The sequence below is a fragment of the Paenibacillus camerounensis genome (assembly GCF_000723885.1).
Classification (GTDB): Bacteria; Bacillota; Bacilli; order Paenibacillales; family Paenibacillaceae; genus Paenibacillus_AQ; species Paenibacillus_AQ camerounensis.
Genome location: NZ_CCDG010000006.1, coordinates 1 through 17,654, shown reverse-complemented (window position 1 = coordinate 17,654; position 17,654 = coordinate 1). Strand labels below are relative to the sequence as shown.

Sequence of the window (17,654 nt, the reverse complement as noted above, 5' to 3'; positions counted from 1 at the left end):
TTACTAATATTTCATTTATGCAGCAGATAACTAACGATGAAGGGGGAGACGAAGATGAATTCCGCTTATCCATATGACGTTCACTTACCGGTTAATCTGGAGCAGGATAAGAAATATCCGGTAATTTTTACTCTTCACGGCAAAGGTTCGAATGAACGCAATATGTATGGTCTGGTTGCTCCGCTGGCTGATGATTTCATCATTATAGGCATTCGCGGTAATCTGCCGCTCGGTACCGGTTACCAGTATTACGATTTGAAAAGCCTGGGTAACCCGATCCGGGAGATGTTCGACCAGGCAGTTAACGACCTTGCATCTTTTATTCAATATGCTACTGAGAAGTATCCGGTTGATCCTGACAGACGTTATCTGCTCGGCTTCAGCCAGGGGGCGATCCTGTCCATGACGCTAGCCCTTACGATGGGATCACAATTAAAGGGAATTGTAGCGCTCAACGGATATATTCCTGATTTTGTGAAAACAGAGTACCCGCTTCGCGGGATTAAGGAGGTCTCTATATTTGCCTCACACGGGGAATATGATTCTGTATTTCCGGTCCGGATTGGGCACGAGACAGCCGCCTATCTACAAGAACAAACGGGGCGCGTAACGTTCAAATTGTATCCGACCGGTCATGGCGTATCCGAAGAGAACCAAATGGATCTTTTGCAGTGGATTAAGAAAGATGCCAGTTTAATCTAAATAAGGGGTGGAACAAAAGATGATACCTTCCTATTTCTTTGCACACGGTGCACCCTCAATCGTGCTTGAGGATAATGACTATACGAAGCTGCTGAAGCAGTTTAAAGACAATACGCCACAGCCGAAAGCGATTGTTCTTTTCTCCGCGCACTGGGAAGAAGCCGTCCAGACGGTTGGCGCTGCTAAGGCGTATGAAACGATCTATGATTTTGGTGGGTTCCAGGATGAGCTGTACCAGATGACTTATCCGGCGCAGAGTGACCTGGCACTTGCGGAGCAAATCCAAAGTTTGTTCACCAAGTATGGTATTGATAATACCCGGAATGAGACACGAGGCTTGGACCACGGGGCATGGGCGGTTCTGAAGCTGCTCTATCCGGATGCTGATATCCCGGTCGTTGCGTTATCCGTAAACCGTCACTTGTCTAATGAACAGCAGTATGAGATCGGCAAGGCGCTGGCTGAGCTTCGTGAGCAGGATGTGCTCATTATCGGCAGCGGAGGAACTGTGCATAATTTAAGGGCCTTGGACTGGTCGTCTGAGGGGATAGACGGGTGGGCTGAGCAATTCGACAATTGGATTCAGGATAAGCTGGAGACATGGGATACCGGAGCATTGTTTCAATACCGCGAGCTTGCCCCCTATGCCCGGGAAGCCGTTCCCACCAACGAGCATTTCATCCCGCTGCTGCTGGCCATGGGCACCGGCGATGCCAGCCGTAAGGCCAAGCTTCTTCACCGGAGCTATCAGTATGGCAACCTCAGCTTGAGCTGCTGGCAATTCAATTAAGATTACGTCAGGAAGTATAGGCTGCCAGACTCTAGGGCGGGCCTGTTGATAATTTAATATTTGTAGATAAAATAGGACACAAGCCGGATGATTGGTTTGTGTCCTGTTTTATTTAGTAATCGCTTATTAGGGTAACCCAACACTAGGCAACTTGTTACGTCTTTTAGAGTAGAACCATTCGAGAGGATGATATGCAATGAATGAAATTCAAACGGACTTCATGACTGAACAGGGTACAATCACATATCTCGGATTATTGGACCTCCGCCATTTGCGTTCTGTAGATGAACTTAGAAATGTAACGGAAATCTCATATGTCGGTACGATTTTAATCTCGGATCAGCTTGAAGGCAGTATCCATAACATTCCGATGCACTATGTTGGAAGTGTTGTCTCTATACCGTCAGATATGAAAGTTAAAGTTCTGAGCGGAGATTTGAAGCTTCACGGAGATTTTCTGGAGAACGTAGGAGGCGACCCCGAGGAGACTCTTCTTGTCACAGGGGGACTGATAATTACATCCCCATTCCAGAAGGTCGGGTACAAATCCCTGATCCTCACAGGTGAAATCTTTGCGCCGAAGGAGTGCGAATATGTCCTAACGTCGTCAATCTCCCAGTTGTACGGTGAGCTACACTGCTACGAAAGTGAACCAAGAATGTTCTCTGGGCAAGACCGGTTTGGTCATGATTTCTTTTTTTACTTGAAGAATCCGGTTACTTTGATCCTGAGGGGGGAATTCAGTATTGAGGCTGATGTTTCTCCAGAGCTGTTACATGAAAAAGTATCTGAGGTCTTTTTGTGGGGAAACGTTCAAACGGCGGATAATAAGCAGGCTTCGCTGTTACTGGCGCTTACAGCTCTGAAGTATGGCGATATTCGTGCCGTGCAGACCTAGGAGGCTACGTTCAATGAATGACCCTCAGAGGGAGGCATTCTTTAATCAGCTTTACAGTAAATATCACCATATTATCTTTGCTTACATCATGTCACATGTTAGTCATCGCGAGACAAGCAAAGACTTGCTGCAAGAGGTTTTTCTGAGAATCTGGAATCAAATCCATGTTGGCATTGAGCTGGGAATCGACGAATCCCGGTATTGGATCTATCGTATAGCAAAAAACTTGGTTATTGATCATTATCGGAGACGCTCTACACAGAACAGGACCGAGGATAAGATAAAAGCTGATGCTGTCAGCAACAATCTAGTGTCGAAATCGGCTGAGGACACCTTCGAAATAAAGGAGCAAATCCTTAATGTAGAGCAAGCGATCCGGCGGCTTCCCGATAATCTGTACCGTGTTTTAATACTCCAGTACATCGGACAGATGAACAGTTCAGAGATCGGTGAGCTTCTCGAATTGCCAGCGGGAACCGTTAGATATAGGCTCAGTATGGCACGCAAGAAGCTGCGGCAAGAGCTAGAAGCATTTCAAGGGGAAGGAGTACAGCCATGAGTGATGAATTTCGTGCAGAATTGAGATCCTTCGAGAAAGAATGGCCTGATCTCTCTGCTTGGATTGGTAGTGTTAAGTTAACTGAATCTGAAACAGAGGCCATCAAAAATTCAATTCTTAGGACGGATACCGGGTATGGTGATAAGTGGTTAGAAGTAATATCAACACGAATTGACCGGGCTATTTTGCGTTCCCAACGCAGGATTGAACAGACGGCTTCATTCCGGCTGCAAGTGCAAACGGACCGGATCAGGAAATGTAGCATTCAAAACAGAAATCAGTAAGCAATGCCTACACGTGAGTTCATGAAATTGCCGGCTTGTATTTGACTATAAGTAAATTCGGCCGTATCCTGCACAGATATCTCCATACCGCCTTCAGGCAGAATATTTTGCCTCACACGATAGTTCCTTAACCCTTCCCCATTCTGCAAAGCAGTAGGGCATACGATTGTCCAGCTAAGCGTCGATTGTTTTAGCAAATGATATACCTGATGATGTTCCTCTGCTGCACGGGTTGACCTGCGTTTGGATTCGCTTGATTGATAGCGCAGAAGATTGGGGGACTGCTCACTTTGCAGAATGCCGGCAGTTCCTACGGTTATAATACGTTGTATGCCTTCGTTATACATGGCTTCAATGATGAGAGGCATACTGTCTGATAGAGTTGTTGTACCATCTGTACTTAGTGCACTAATAATTACATCATTGTTTTATATTTTGAAATACTAAGGAATCCGTGATAAAATACAGCCAGGATGAAACCTGTATATACAGGTTGGGTTTGGGATTTATGAATAATCCACTCTTTGATAAAAGGAGACGAATCAGATGGCTATCAAGTTAATTGCAGTTGATATGGATGGTACATTTTTAAATAATAATCAAAGTTACAATCGGGAACGCTTTAGGTATCAATATTCAGAAATGAAAAAACAAGGGATTAAGTTTGTCGTTGCGAGCGGGAACCAATACTTTCAATTAAAATCTTTTTTTCCAGACATCGAAGAGGAAATCGCTTTTATTGCTGAAAATGGTGCCTACATCGTTGATAAGGGAAAGGATGTCTATAACGGTGAGATGTCTACGGAGACTATTAATAAAGTCCTGAAAATGCTCAAGCAGTATGACTATCCTGAATTAGTGGTGTGTGGTAAGAATGGAGCCTATGTTCATGCTTCAGTATCAGAAGAGTTTTATCAGCAAACCTTACGTTACTATCACAAACTTTCTAGAATTACTGATTTTGAAAAAATAGATGATATCATTTTTAAATTTGCAACCAGCTTTCCGGAAGAAATTGCTGCTTCTGCTCTTGATGAATTTCATAATCATGTAGGTAAGGTTGTCACTCCTGTTTCTAGTGGTCATGGTGACATTGATTTAATCATCCCTGGAATTCATAAGGCGAGAGGAATTAAGCTCCTACAAGAACGTTGGGAAATTGCAGATGAAGAAACGGCTGCTTTTGGAGATAGCGGGAACGATCTTGAGATGATCTCTCATGTTAAATATGGTGTTGCTATGTCTAATGCTATTCCTGCTATTAAAGATGCTGCTATGCATATCACTGGTTCAAATCATAATGAAGGTGTATTGGACGCAATAGATTTGATTCTCAGTAAAAAATCGCCATTTTATTGATATTTAAAGAGAAAGCCCAAAAGCATTTGAGGAGATATGAAGAGCCACACAGCAGAAGATGGACCGGCTGTGTGGCTCTTATTGTTAAGGGGATTATTTTTTTGAAGCCACCAAAGCTACCCGGTATTGAGGAATAGCTTCGATACGGTGGAATACCGCTATTTCAACACCCTCAAAAACTTCGATATGAGCCTGATTGATATACGTATGAACAGTACCTTTACGCAGCGGTGTGATGGCAATATGAAGCTTATCCTTCTCCAGCTGATTGTAAGAGGATTTCAGGCCAATGCTCCAGGGTTGGCCGAAATGGATGTTATCCGTCAGCAGCTTGTCTCCAAGGAAGGCCTCTGCAACATCTCCATCATAATCAATTTCCAGCCATACATCCTCAACGTGGGACGGCCAGGATGTGCCTACCTCAATGATAGCTGTTTTCTCTGCCGGCTTAACAACACTAATCTCCGGTGTGTACTCGGGAAGCTGCACGGAATAGGTGCTGAACACCCCTTCATGCTGAACCGGCCCCAGTTGACCAAAGGCAGGGCGCAATTCATCTGCTGGAGCTGGATAGAGGGAGACACTAAAGGAAGGGAACCCCAGAGAATTACATACCAGCTGATCATTCTGAGCAGTCAACGGGCAATCACTAACCGCTACTACCTGCCCGCCCCACAGGTTAAAACGGTAGGTTTGCAGCGCTTCTTGACGGGTCAGCGTAACAAAACGGACTGCTTTACCCTCAGTAGTACGGAATACAACTCCGTTATTTTTACCGGCAACAGGATGGATCACATATTCTTTATCGTTGTCATGAACCTGGCCGTCGGTGGTTGCCATACCGGTAATGGATGATTTCGCGATAACAAATTCCGGCTTGAGCCCATCATGAGCAAAGAAGAAAACGACATGCTCATTCTCTGTTGAGACTTCAGTCAACAGCTGGGCAGTGGCACTGATTAGTGATACTCCATACAAATCAAGATTAAACGGAAGTACAGTGCCTGTACCACTGTTCAACACAGCCTCTCCTGCATGAGGGAAGGAGACTTTTCCGGGCGCAGTCTCCAGCTCAATCCGGAAGCTGCGGTCCGGCATATCCGCACTGTCCTGGAAATTGTTCAGGAATACAAATCCGCTGCCGCCTTGTTGTCTGACACACCAGCGCAGAGTCTCGTTATCCGTTACCTCAAGGTCTGCCTGCCCTTCTGGCAGCACCGTTGGCATCGGGGCGAGAATAGGGCCAAAGGATTCCATGAAGAGTGAAAGGGAACGGATACGGTCATAGACCTCTCCAATCCGTCCGAATTCCCCGAGCGGCGCCTGATAATCATAAGAGATTTTCGGAAGGGAATACTCGTTCATGTAGGTTTTTTTGCCGGCCGGATTAGATCCGCCATGGTACATATAGTAGCCCAGCATATTGCTGCCGCTGGCAAGCTTGACCAGGGTCATTGCTTCCACACTCTCGGCAGGGACAAAGGGACGGGCTTTATAGCTAACCTGCATTCCTCCAGCCATTTCACAATAAGCAACAGGATATTCGCGGGTATTGAAATCTACTTTCTCCATTGGGACAGCATGCAGGTCACGGTACAGGAATTCGCGGCTTGCCGGCTGGTCCGGAAGCCAGGAAGTATAGGCGTAACCTGCCAGCATCGGCAGGAAACCTTCAGCCGGAATGGCAGCGCCGCCCCAGGCTGTAACCGTAAAGAACATTGGATGAATTCCGGCTTCCTCAGCAATCCGGCGAAGCTCGGCCAGATGTGCGGTTCCATCAGTACCTGAACTCATGAACTTTCCGGAGGCGTAGCCCCAGGCATCGTTAGGAGCGCTGCAGTGCATATATTCATTTTCCAGCTGGACAGCAATAACAGGGCCGCCCTCCTGGTACATGGTTCCTCTGATCTGTTTGGAAATTTCACGGTAAAGTTTTCTTGAGAGCTCCAGATAAGCCGGATCATTTGAACGGATTTCGAGCGGCTTGGCAAATACCCAGTCCGGGATGCCGCCGTTTCTGACCTCACCGTGACAGAAAGGCCCGATACGCAGAATCAGCGGGTATTCCAGCTTTGCACACAGATCAACAAAGTGACGCAGATTGCGGTTGCCGCTCCAGTCAAATGCGCCTTCTTCTTCCTCGTGGTAATTCCAGAATACATAGCTTGCTACAATATGAACGCCGCCTGCCTTCATCTTCAGCAATTCTTCCTCCCAATGGAGGTAGCTGAACCGGGAGAAATGAAACTCACCGACAACCGGGATAAAAGGCTTGCCATTACGGGTCATATAGTAGTTGGTAAAGCCAAAGGTTTCGCCCTTTGGGTTAGAGCCGCCGTTTGCTCCCAGTTTACCCGGATAAATATCAAATTGAGGCGTATCCGTCAGATCTAGTCTGGTTACTGCAGTCATTGCGTTTAGCCCTCCCTGAATAAGTTGCTTGTGATGGATACTGTTATCTGATTAAATAGATAAATCAGATTTCTCTTGTATTTTAGGGCATTTTTAAGAAGGAGGGGTAGAGTAGATATGGCTAAAAAAGCGATGGATTATGCTATTCATGGTGAGCGTTCCTATGGCATTCTGATTGCCGGGCATTTTAGTGTTGCGACAGATTATGCGATACACCGGCCGTCCGGGAGCAGAGACTGGCTGCTGATATATACAATCTCCGGTGAAGGGCAGATTCAACTGGGGCAGGAGGCAGTGGCATGTACCGCAGGGGATATGTCTATTCTGCTGCCTGGAATGCCTCATCAATACAGCACCAAAAAGAATGAATGGGAGTTCATATGGGCACATTTTATCCCTGATCCCCAGTGGAGCATCTGGCTGCGGATTCCGGAATCGGAACAGGAATTTATTTTTCATCCTATCTCTTCTATAAAAGTACGCCAGTCCGTTCAGGAGGCGCTACTGCGGATGGTTGCTCATGAGCTTCCGGGCGTAACCTCTATCCTTCACCGCAGGCTGTCTGAAATCGGACTGGAAGAAGCGCTTGTTCATGCCCAGATAAACGCAGATCCGGATCATACCGTTTCCATGGACCCGAGAATCGCTGAAATTTTGCGGGATCTGCAGCTGAATCCGGCTCAAAAGGTCAGCCTGCCCGAGCTTGCCAAGAAGAGCTGTCTCTCTGTTTCCCGCTTGTCTCATCTATTCAAGGAGCAGGTGGGTGATACGATTCTGAACACACTCACTAAATTTAGAATGGAGAGGGCGGCCCAGCTTCTGGCCGGTACCCAGCGTCAGGTGGCGGAGATTGCTGCCGATGTCGGATTCGATTGTGCCATTCATTTTACCCGCAAATTCCGTGACACCTTTGATGAGACACCTTCCATATATCGAAAACGTAAGCGCGAGGAGCTGCAGAAGGTGGAAGGTCATGAAATATAACTCACAGAAATATAAGCCGGAGCAGCTTGATTTTCATACGGGAATTTGTTACTCTGTATTTACATTATTGGTTTAAAAGTTTAAACATTTAATCATAGATAGGGTGAATGCTAAATGGGCAAGCAGGCGCTGGACATATTCCGTCAAAGCCTTCCGATTCTCCAGGTATTAAGCGATTCGAACCGTCAGGACATTCTGCTGTTTCTGTCCGAGAATGAGAAGCTCACGGTCAATGAAATAACGGAGCGGTCCAAGCTGTCACGGCCGGCCGTTTCCCATCACCTGAAGCTGCTGAAGAATGCGGGCGTCATTAATGTGGAGCAGATAGGCACCCAGCGCTATTATTACTTATCCATGCAGGAGGCAGTGGAGCTGTTGAAGAAGCTGCTGGCTGCATTAGAGCGCGATTGTTTATAAATGTAAATTAACTGGAGGTGTACTAGATGAAACAGTGGACTACAGAGCGGGTCGAACAAATACTACAGGAGCACCGCAGTAAGCTGAATAACGGGTATACCCGCAGCCTTAGCTTCCGGCAGGAGCAGCTTGGCAAGCTCGCTGATGCGATCAGAAGGAACGAGCAGGAGATACTGTCAGCACTTTATCAGGATTTGCACAAAAATGAATTTGAAGCCTACTCCACAGAAGTCGGGTATGTGCTGAACAGCATCCGGTATATCCGTAAGAATCTGAAACAATGGATGAAGCCGCAGAGGGTGAAAACACCTTTTTATCATGTTGCCTCGAACAGCCGGATATATAAGGAGCCCTACGGAACTATTCTGATTATAGGCCCTTTTAATTATCCCTTTCAGTTATTGCTGGAACCCCTGATAGGTGCAATTGCCGCAGGGAATAGTGTTATCCTGAAGCCCTCCGAGAATACTCCGGCTGTCAGTGCAGCTGTAAAGAAGCTTATAGCCGAAACCTTTGATGAAACGTATATCCGTGTTATTGAAGGGGAGAAGGAGACTACCTCTGCACTGATTCACGCTTCGTTTGACTATATTTTCTTCACCGGAAGTGTGCCTGTCGGTAAAATTGTCATGGAAGCAGCGTCCCGGAACCTTGTTCCCGTTACGCTTGAGCTGGGAGGTAAAAGTCCTGCGGTTGTAGACCGGTCGGCTAATCTTGACGTTGCTGCTGAAAGAATTATCTGGGGGAAGATGATCAATGCAGGCCAGACCTGTATTGCCCCGGACTATGTCCTGGTGCATGAAGAGGTCAAGGAAGCGCTGATCGGCAAGATGAAAGAGGTTATAGCCAGATTTTTCGGTTCTGATGCGCGGGAGAGCCAGGCTTATGGGCGAATTGTTAATGAACGCCAGTTCGACCGTTTGGCTGCTATGCTGGACAAGGATCAAGCCCGTATCGTATCTGGGGGCAGCCTGGTCCGGGAAGAGCTTTATATTGAACCCGCGCTGCTTGCTGCAGAATCCTGGTCTGATGCCGCTATGGAAGACGAGATTTTTGGTCCGATTCTGCCAATAATGGGCTTCGGCCGCCTCGAGGATGCGGTTAACATGATTAACAGCCACCCCAAGCCGTTGGCATTGTATCTGTTTACGGAAGACGGTCACGTTGAACAAGAGGTGATTGCCCGGGTATCGTTTGGCGGTGGCTGCATTAATGATACGATCAGTCATGTGGCCAATCACCACCTGCCTTTCGGCGGGGTGGGACCGTCAGGCATAGGTGCCTATCACGGAAAATATAGCTTCGATTTATTCTCGCATGCTAAGAGTGTTTTGAGCAAAAGCACAAAGCTCGGAATTCCGATTCTATATCCTCCTTACGGGAACCGGTTGAAGTGGATTAGAAAACTATTACGCTGATGCCTCTTGCAGGGTAGCAGGCGAGGAGGAGAGGTACTATGAATAACGTTACGTTTGCTTCATTAGATGAAGTGAGAGAAGAGCTGTCCAAAATGTCCGGGCAGGATATCGTCCCGATGAAAGAATGGCCTGTCTATGAAATTCTGGCCCATTGCGCCCAGACCATTGAATATTCAATGACCGGTTATCCGCAAATGAAGCCAAAGGCGATAAGGAATACAATCGGCCGTGTTGCCATCCGGAAATTCCTGAAGCAGGGATACATGAAGCATAGCCTTACCGCTCATGTTCCAGGCGCTCCCAAGCCTGAGCTACAGGGTACAGCCAGAGAGGGGATGGATCTTCTGCTAAGGACAATTGAAGCATTTCAGGCCTTTCATGGACCCTTGCAGCCCCATTTGCTTTTTGGAGAACTGAGCAAGGAGCAATATGATCAATATTTTGCGATGCATATCGCAGATCATTTTTCGGGGCTGCAGCATACGGACTGACAGTGAATACTATGCATTATATTTTCCGGCTTCTATAGGCAGTCTTAGTTGAAAGGTAAATAAGTCGTTTACATGATGAAGTGTAAGTGAACCCCCATGCAGCTCAGCGATATTTCTGGCAATGGAAAGGCCCAGGCCGGCTCCGGTCTGGATACCTTCACTGCTTCGGGAGTGGTCAACCTTATAGAAGCGTTCGAACAGTTTATCCTGCTGCTCCCTTGTTAGAGGCTTTCCGCGGTTTTCGACCCCGATTGTAACCTGCTTATGATCTGTCAGCATGTTAATACGGATTGCCCCCGGCCTGAAGGAGTATTTCAGAGCATTCATCAGCAGATTATCAATGGCTCTGGCGATTTTATCACTGTCTACGGCTGAATACACCGGCAAGCTGCCGATTTCTTTAATGATATGAAGCTCGTTGTCGTAAGCGATCGGTTCAAATTCAAACAGCAACTGGTTCAGGAGCTGGCAGAGATCAATCCGGTGCGTCTCTAGATGAGTATCAATCGAGCTAAGCCTGGTATATTCAAAAAGATCATCAAGTAGCTTTTTCAGGTGCGTAGCTTTACTGTAGGTGTTTTGCACAAAGCGGTCATATTCTTCCTGATCCTGAAATGAATTGGATCTCAGCAGTTCAATATATCCGATGATACTGGTCAGCGGGGTACGCAGGTCATGCGAGATACCGGTAATCAATTCCATCTTTGATAGCTCAGCTTCCCGTTCTTTTGCGATTTGCTGCTCCAGGCGTTCCGTCATCTGATTGATATTAAAGGCTACCCGCCCAAGCTCATCTTGCCGCTGTACAGGAACACGGTAGCTCAGGTCTCCCCCGGTAATGGTTTGGAGGCCGCGTTCCAGTGTCATAAGGTCCTTGACGATACGGCGTGTAGATATAAGGAAAGTTAGAATAAATACGATTATGAAAAAGGGCGTAATAAAATAGGGGAATACCTTTTCCAGCCATTCCATGCCTGTCCCTACCTGAAACACGAAGTAAATCAGCACATTATTCATCGTTACAGCAAGAATTAGACTAAGCAGCATGCTGAGCAGAATGTTGAGCTGAATCTTTTGTTTTCTTTTAGCGTGCAGTACAGGTTTATTCAATTTTATAGCCAACTCCCCAAACGGTTTTAATATACTGAGGACTGCGTGGATTATCTTCCAGTTTCTCACGTAAGTTGCGGATATGAACCATCACCGTGTTATCGGAGTAACCAAAGGGTTCTTTCCAGACCTTGTTATAGATATGCTCGGAGCTAAAGACCTGTCCCGGATGACTAGCCAGCAGTACCAGAATGGCGAACTCCAGGGGCGTTAGCACAACGTCATTTCCCTTTAGCTTTGCTGAGTGCTTACTTTTGTCAATGGCAAGATCTTTAATTAGAATAAGTGAAGGGTTTCCGGCTTTTCCGAGTAACGTCTGCCTCCGCATTTGGGCCTTTACACGGGCGAGTAATTCCAGCGGGTTGAAGGGCTTGGTCATATAATCATCCGCTCCGGTTGTAAGTCCGGTGATTTTATCGATATCCTCTTCTTTAGCGGATAACATGATGATTGGCGTGTCGGAGATTTCCCTGATTTTCAGGCAGGCTGTAATTCCGTCCATCCGGGGCATCATCACATCAAGGATTACCAGCCCAACAGGTGAAGCTTGGATGACTTGTAAGGCTTCCTCGCCGTTAGCCGCTTCAATGACAAGGTACCCTTCATTTCTTAAATAGACATGTATGATATCCCTTATCTCGGATTCGTCATCAACAACAAGGATGGTATTCATCTGCAGTTGCCCTCTCTCTATTGAAGTTGGTGCTTATTATACAGCAGTCCGGTTACTTTTTCCGGCAGACGTACACAAATGCAGGAGGCATATTCAAGGGTACATATTTAATATCTTCTATTATAAAATGTTCAGAGAGCTGCTTTTTCATCTGAAGGGAGTACTGGAAGGCAATAAACATCCCGCCGGGCTTGAGGGCATGGACAATTTGATCCACTAAAGTATCCCTAAGTTCACGTTCAAAATTAAAGAAGGGCAGCCCGCTGAATATACAATCCAGATGGATGATGTTTTTTTGATGAATGGTATGCACTAACCGGGTTGCATTAGCGTGACAAGTAAACCGGGGATAATGCATACGCAGTTTTTTCCTCATCACAGGATCCGTTTCGAATAAAAAGACATTTGCATTCGGGTTCACATTGGATTGAATGTAACGGGTGATAGGACCTGTTCCCGATCCAAGCTCTGCAGCGGCCTTTACCTCATCCCAGTCTACCTGGTTAACCATCTTTTTCGCCAAAAAGCGTGAGCTTGGTGCCACACTTCCCACATTCTTCGGACTTTTCATGAACCTCTGTAAAAACAATAAATGCTGATTCATTCAGTATTCCCCCATTTCTTTGCTGATGCAGTCATCTTAATGAAAAGAACTGAAGAAATTACGGGGAGAATTCTGAAGAAATTCTGAAGCTATAGATGGATACTGCAAAAAAAGCCTGGGAGCAGCGACTTAGTCACTGAATACTCCTCAGGCTTCTTTTATGGATTGGACTGGCTCTGTCTGTATTTATGCGGCGTTACCCCGGTTAAAGCTTTGAACATCCTGTAAAAATGAGTCGGTGTTTCGTATCCGCATTGTTCCGATATATCGGCAATCTTCTGATCCGAGCGGATCAGGAGCTCCTTGGCGCGGATAATCCGTTTGGCGTTTACGTATTGGGTGACATTCATAGTTGTGAGCTGCCGGAAGACCCGTGAGAAATGGGGAGCAGATACGTTGGCTTTTTCCGCGAGCCGGGCAAGGGAGGCTTCACGTTCCGGATACTCGTCGATATCACGCAGTACCTGCTTCATCCAAAAGGGGCCGACACCAGGTTCAAGGGGGGCATTGCGTCTGCGGACAGATTGCACATACCGGTTAATCTTCAGTAGGAGCTGGCAGGCAATAAGCTTGGCTGCTTCATGATAGCCTAATTGCTGTTCCTCCAGTTCCTGATGGAGCTGATCGAGCGCCGTACCGGTGGCCGCTTTTAACGGTTCGGGCAGCTCGATGCGGTAGATTCCTTTTTGTCTGGCAAAATCAAAGCATAACAAGCTGTTGTACGAATCGTCGATCGGCTCCATTGCAAGCAGTGTAGGAGCGAAGTAGAGCGCTGAAGATACAATGGGGTCTTCGTTGTGCGGCAGGGAGTGGTGAATCGTGTTACCCGGAATGATGAACAGATCACCCTGTTTTTTTTCAAACCAGGCATTATCGATAAAGAAAACACCTTGACCCTGATGAATATAGACTAGCTCATACCGGTCATGCAGATGATCCGGGAGCTCATTCATTTGTCTTTTTACCGTTTTGTAGGCAAGCTCCAGCGGGAATAGAGGATCACCAAAGAAGGGTTTGCGGATAGGCTTCACTCAGACCATTCCTTTTTAAGGATAGTGTAATGTAAAGAACGGATATCAAAATAAGTTATAAAAATGCATGTTTAAGACATTAAATACTTGATTCTCTTAGTATACAATGTTCATGGAAGAGGAGCATTAAGCATTACACTATGAATGTAAAAGAGGGTGCAGCAGGATGCGTATTGACGCTCATCAGCACTACTGGAGAATTACACGGGGAGATTATGGCTGGATCACGCCGGAGCTGCCGGTCCTGTACCGGGATTTCATGCCGGTTGATCTGGAGCCGCTGCTTCAAACACAGAGCCTTGACGGGAGTATTATTGTTCAGGCTGCCCCGACGGTTGAGGAGACTGATTTCATATTGTCTATCGCTGAGCAATCGCCATCTGTGCTTGGAGTGGTAGGCTGGCTGGATCTTTTCGACCCGGACCACCGCCGGATCTATGAGAAGTTCAGGCAGCATCCGAAATTCAAGGGATTCCGGATTATGATTCAAGACATGCCGGATGCTTACCGGATATTAGAGCCCGGGTTTGTGGAAGCGCTCCGCGGATATGCAGAAGAGGGGGTGCCCGTAGATTTGCTGCTGGTTTCTGATCAGATGGCTGCTGTATTACAGCTCCTTGAACAAGTTCCGAATCTGCGCGGCGTTATCAATCATATGGCGAAACCTCCAATCAGGAACAAGGACATGGAATCCTGGAAACAATACATGACAGCGTTCGCCCGCTACCCCCAAATCTACTGTAAATTATCAGGAATGGTCACAGAGGGTGAACATCACCGGTGGAGAAAAGAAGATTTTCTTCCATATATACGCACAGTTATTGAACTCTTCGGCCCGCAGCGGGTGATGTTCGGCAGTGACTGGCCTGTATGTCTTTTGGCCGCAGATTATTCAGAGGTTATGGATATTCTTATCAGCTCACTGCCTGAAGCCTGGGGGGAGTATGAGCGGGGGTGTTTGCTGGGTGATAATGCGAAAGCGTTTTACAAACTATGAATGTGCTGAATGGGGGAACTTGTAATGAAATATCGCAGATTAGGAAAAACCGGGCTGGATGTGTCGGTCCTAAGCTTTGGCGCTTCTTCGCTGGGCTCTGTGTTTCGTGAGACGGAAGACAGCCAGAGTATCAGGACGGTACATGCAGCCATTGATGCAGGCATTAACTACATTGATGTTTCACCCTATTACGGTCTCACCAAAGCAGAGACGGTACTTGGAAAGGCGATTCAGGAGCTGCAGCGTGACCAATTCCTGTTGTCCTCCAAAGCCGGGCGTTACGGCGAAGCGAGCTTTGATTTTTCAGCCAAACGTATCTTCAGCAGTGTGGAAGAGAGCCTTGGGCGGCTGCATACGGACTACCTGGATATTCTATTTCTGCATGATATTGAATTTGTGCCGGCTGAAGTAATTCTGGAAGAAGCAGTACCGGCAATGATTAAGCTGAAGGAACAGGGTAAGATCCGTTTTAGCGGGATCAGCGGCTTGCCTTTACAGTTGTTTGACACGCTGCTTCCGCAGATCGATGTAGATGCCATTTTATCCTACTGCCATTATTCGCTTAACGATACTTCCCTGCTGAAATTACTTCCACTGCTTCAGACAAAAGGGACGGGGCTGGTCAATGCTTCCCCTCTGTCCATGGGTTTGCTGAGTACGCGTGAGACCGCAGATTGGCATCCTGCCGGAAGCAGGCTAAAAACAGTCTGTAAACAAGCCGCTGAGCATTGTGCTGCGAGAGGTGCAGATATCGCCAAGCTTGCTGTACAGTACTCTGCCAGCCATGAACAGATCCCGACTACACTGGTAAGCACAGCTACACCGGCGAATATTATCAAGAATGCCGCCTGGACTGAAGAAAGGTTGGACAGCGAGCTGCTGCAGGAAGTGCTGGATATACTGAAGCCGGTTCACAATGAATCATGGGTTAGCGGCCGTCCTGAATACAATGAATGCCTGGAACCGGACAAAGGGGGCGGTATTGTATAATGAAGGGCATTGTCTGCGAGGAAGTCGGGAAATTTGTCTTGTATGAAGATTTAACGGAGCCTGTACCGGAAAAGGGAAAAGCTGTCGTTCGCATTCGGAGGATCGGAATCTGCGGAACGGACCTGCATGCCTACCAGGGGAATCAGCCGTATTTTAGCTATCCGAGGGTCCTGGGTCATGAACTCGCCGGTATTATCGAAGCGGTGGGAGAGAATGAGGCAGGGCTGCACGCAGGAGATCAGGTTAGCATTGTACCCTACATGCACTGCGGTGAGTGTTCAGCCTGTGCTATCGGAAAAACAAACTGCTGCAAAAATATGAAGGTGTTTGGTGTCCATATTGATGGAGGCATGCGTGAGCTGGTATCGATTCCTGCGGGACATTTAATTAAAACGGACGGACTTACTTTGGACCAGGCCGCTATGCTGGAGCCGCTGGCAATTGGGGCACATGCCATCCGGCGCTCGGGCCTGGCTGCCGGCGATACAGTTCTCGTGATCGGGGCAGGCCCGATTGGTCTTGGCGTTATGGCACTTGCCCGGTATGCAGGAGCAGAAGTCATCGCGATGGATGTGAATGAAGAGCGTCTGGACTTTTGCCGGGAATGGGCACAGGTGAAGCATGCAGTGAATGCCCTGCAGCCACAGCAGGAGCAGCTTGCAGCTATTACAGGAGAACCCAAAGCCGCTTTTGTCATCGATGCAACAGGGAATGCCAAATCCATGATGAATGCTTTCGGGTTGGTCGCGCACGGCGGATCACTGGTATATGTCGGTCTGGTCAAAAGCGAGATTACCTTTAATGACCCCAACTTCCACAGTCATGAGATGAGCTTAATGGGCAGCCGGAATGCTACCATGGAGGATTTTGATTTTGTGCTGAAGGCAATCTCGGCCGGTTACGTTGACGTAGACAGGTATATAACACACCGCACGAGTTTTGAGGGAATGATCTGCTGCTTCGACAGCTGGCTGAAGCCGGAGTCCAAGGTGATCAAAGCGTTAGTTGAAATAAACTGAAATGGAATCTATTGAAATGGATTAGCCCAGGCTAGTCCATTTTTGAATTTAATGATATTAATATTTAATGACTATATAGAACATCATTAAGAAACTAACAAAAGGGCTCCTGTTCCCGCCCGCCTTAGGTAAAGCGTTGGGCAGCGGATGGATATCCCCTCCCAAACGCTAACCTCAGTCAGTCGGTTCACAGTCAAATCCGTTTTAAGTGTACTTTGTACAATTAAAACAGGGTAATTTAGTAATTTTAAGGAGATAAATGTATTCTATACATCTATTTTCCTTGAAAAATCCGGTTTCAGGCGTTTTTGACAAATATAAATGTATAGAGTGCAGTTAAAACCTGCAGCGGAGCTAATGAGCCAGGTCTAATTGCAGAAAGTACAGTTATTTCGGCCCGTTGCATTCATTATGCCATGCCATTAACTACGAAACAGGATAAGTGCGCACCGAGTAGAAGGAAAGAAGCGATAGATTGTCTCTGCGTGAGGTTATAAACGTAATTGCGGTCTATATGACTATAGAAGCGAAATATGTGTATTAACTTTTTTTGAAAATAACACTTGCGTTGTCACTTGTATATATGGTATATTCTATTTCTGGCCGCGAAACGCTGAAAAGCGTCGAAGCTAAGCTCGAATAAAGAAATAAAAAAAGAGCTTGCAACGAACGAGTGGTTGTGATATAGTATAAGAGTTGCTGCTGACGAGATAATCGCAAGCGACAACGAGCTTGATCTTTGAAAACTGAACAACGAGTGAGTATCTGGAGATCGCTTCGGTGAGATCCAAAATAGAGAATGCAAATTCTCGTCAGATGTTTCAAAATGAGCAATCGCTCTTTTCGATAGTTTTCGGAAGGTTATTTCCCCGGAGTCATTCGGGTGAAGTGATCGTCCGGAAAAACCTAATTGGAG

Annotated in this window: 18 protein-coding genes and 1 pseudogene; 13 read left to right on the top strand and 6 right to left on the bottom strand. The window is 46.8% G+C overall.

The genetic code is table 11. The annotated features are described in order from the left end of the window. Nucleotides 1-54: 54 nt before the first annotated feature. From BN3772_RS01845 to BN3772_RS01825, 5 genes are all read left to right on the top strand, one after another. A complete protein-coding gene (locus tag BN3772_RS01845) occupies nucleotides 55-702 on the top strand; it encodes an alpha/beta hydrolase (protein ID WP_042196079.1) in 648 nt (215 codons plus the stop codon). 19 nt (nucleotides 703-721) lie between these two features. Next, nucleotides 722-1,492, top strand: coding sequence for a DODA-type extradiol aromatic ring-opening family dioxygenase (locus tag BN3772_RS01840; RefSeq protein ID WP_042196076.1), 771 nt, complete (start codon nucleotides 722-724; stop codon nucleotides 1,490-1,492). Between the two features lie 196 nt (nucleotides 1,493-1,688). Further along, on the top strand, nucleotides 1,689-2,390 hold the full coding sequence (locus tag BN3772_RS01835) for a hypothetical protein (protein WP_042196074.1): 702 nt from the start codon (nucleotides 1,689-1,691) through the stop codon (nucleotides 2,388-2,390). Nucleotides 2,391-2,403: 13 nt separating this feature from the next. Continuing rightward, entirely contained in the window at nucleotides 2,404-2,949 is a 546-nt protein-coding gene (locus BN3772_RS01830) for an RNA polymerase sigma factor (RefSeq protein ID WP_042196071.1), read from the top strand. Then, a complete protein-coding gene (locus BN3772_RS01825) occupies nucleotides 2,946-3,233 on the top strand; it encodes a hypothetical protein (RefSeq protein ID WP_042196069.1) in 288 nt (95 codons plus the stop codon). Before BN3772_RS01830 ends, BN3772_RS01825 begins: the two co-directional genes overlap by 4 nt. Here BN3772_RS01825 and BN3772_RS01820 read toward each other — a convergent pair. Next, a pseudogene (locus tag BN3772_RS01820) lies at nucleotides 3,227-3,655 on the bottom strand (NAD(P)-dependent oxidoreductase); the annotation flags it as partial. The gene BN3772_RS01825 and the pseudogene BN3772_RS01820 overlap by 7 nt on opposite strands. Nucleotides 3,656-3,779: 124 nt before the next feature. On the opposite strand from BN3772_RS01820, the gene BN3772_RS01815 reads away from it, so the two are divergent. Continuing rightward, the gene (locus BN3772_RS01815; RefSeq protein ID WP_042196067.1) at nucleotides 3,780-4,592 is read left to right on the top strand and encodes a Cof-type HAD-IIB family hydrolase; all 813 of its coding nucleotides are present in this window, start codon (nucleotides 3,780-3,782) and stop codon (nucleotides 4,590-4,592) included. A gap of 93 nt (nucleotides 4,593-4,685) precedes the next feature. Here the strand turns inward: BN3772_RS01815 and BN3772_RS01810 are convergent, their stop codons facing one another. Then, nucleotides 4,686-7,004 carry a beta-galactosidase gene (locus BN3772_RS01810; protein WP_042196065.1) on the bottom strand — a complete coding sequence of 773 codons (2,319 nt, stop codon included), beginning with the start codon at nucleotides 7,002-7,004 and terminating at the stop codon, nucleotides 4,686-4,688. A gap of 117 nt (nucleotides 7,005-7,121) precedes the next feature. On the opposite strand from BN3772_RS01810, the gene BN3772_RS01805 reads away from it, so the two are divergent. From BN3772_RS01805 to BN3772_RS01790, 4 genes are all read left to right on the top strand, one after another. Next, nucleotides 7,122-7,988 carry a helix-turn-helix domain-containing protein gene (locus tag BN3772_RS01805; RefSeq protein ID WP_042196060.1) on the top strand — a complete coding sequence of 289 codons (867 nt, stop codon included), beginning with the start codon at nucleotides 7,122-7,124 and terminating at the stop codon, nucleotides 7,986-7,988. Nucleotides 7,989-8,102: 114 nt separating this feature from the next. Then, nucleotides 8,103-8,405 (top strand): ArsR/SmtB family transcription factor, encoded by a 303-nt coding sequence (locus BN3772_RS01800; protein WP_042196058.1) that lies wholly within the window; start codon nucleotides 8,103-8,105, stop codon nucleotides 8,403-8,405. A gap of 26 nt (nucleotides 8,406-8,431) precedes the next feature. Beyond that, nucleotides 8,432-9,823 (top strand): aldehyde dehydrogenase, encoded by a 1,392-nt coding sequence (locus BN3772_RS01795; RefSeq protein ID WP_042196056.1) that lies wholly within the window; start codon nucleotides 8,432-8,434, stop codon nucleotides 9,821-9,823. 38 nt (nucleotides 9,824-9,861) lie between these two features. Further along, on the top strand, nucleotides 9,862-10,314 hold the full coding sequence (locus BN3772_RS01790; RefSeq protein ID WP_052380331.1) for a DUF1569 domain-containing protein: 453 nt from the start codon (nucleotides 9,862-9,864) through the stop codon (nucleotides 10,312-10,314). Nucleotides 10,315-10,323: 9 nt separating this feature from the next. Here the strand turns inward: BN3772_RS01790 and BN3772_RS01785 are convergent, their stop codons facing one another. From BN3772_RS01785 to BN3772_RS01770, 4 genes are all read right to left on the bottom strand, one after another. After that, nucleotides 10,324-11,424 (bottom strand): sensor histidine kinase, encoded by a 1,101-nt coding sequence (locus tag BN3772_RS01785; protein WP_042196053.1) that lies wholly within the window; start codon nucleotides 11,422-11,424, stop codon nucleotides 10,324-10,326. Next, nucleotides 11,417-12,097 (bottom strand): response regulator transcription factor, encoded by a 681-nt coding sequence (locus BN3772_RS01780; RefSeq protein WP_042196050.1) that lies wholly within the window; start codon nucleotides 12,095-12,097, stop codon nucleotides 11,417-11,419. Before BN3772_RS01780 ends, BN3772_RS01785 begins: the two co-directional genes overlap by 8 nt. A gap of 52 nt (nucleotides 12,098-12,149) precedes the next feature. Next, the gene (locus BN3772_RS01775) at nucleotides 12,150-12,701 is read right to left on the bottom strand and encodes a class I SAM-dependent methyltransferase (RefSeq protein ID WP_042196048.1); all 552 of its coding nucleotides are present in this window, start codon (nucleotides 12,699-12,701) and stop codon (nucleotides 12,150-12,152) included. A 158-nt stretch (nucleotides 12,702-12,859) separates the two neighbouring features. Next, nucleotides 12,860-13,732, bottom strand: coding sequence for an AraC family transcriptional regulator (locus tag BN3772_RS01770; protein WP_042196046.1), 873 nt, complete (start codon nucleotides 13,730-13,732; stop codon nucleotides 12,860-12,862). 166 nt (nucleotides 13,733-13,898) lie between these two features. Here BN3772_RS01770 and BN3772_RS01765 point away from each other — a divergent pair, with 166 nt between their 5' ends. Genes BN3772_RS01765 through BN3772_RS01755 form a run of 3 tightly spaced genes read left to right on the top strand, consistent with a single transcriptional unit; the run spans nucleotide 13,899 to nucleotide 16,738 of the window. Continuing rightward, a complete protein-coding gene (locus tag BN3772_RS01765) occupies nucleotides 13,899-14,729 on the top strand; it encodes an amidohydrolase family protein (RefSeq protein WP_042196044.1) in 831 nt (276 codons plus the stop codon). A gap of 24 nt (nucleotides 14,730-14,753) precedes the next feature. Continuing rightward, entirely contained in the window at nucleotides 14,754-15,719 is a 966-nt protein-coding gene (locus BN3772_RS01760) for an aldo/keto reductase (RefSeq protein WP_042196043.1), read from the top strand. Beyond that, entirely contained in the window at nucleotides 15,719-16,738 is a 1,020-nt protein-coding gene (locus BN3772_RS01755; protein ID WP_042196041.1) for a zinc-binding alcohol dehydrogenase family protein, read from the top strand. Before BN3772_RS01760 ends, BN3772_RS01755 begins: the two co-directional genes overlap by 1 nt. The last annotated feature ends 916 nt before the right edge of the window (nucleotides 16,739-17,654 follow it).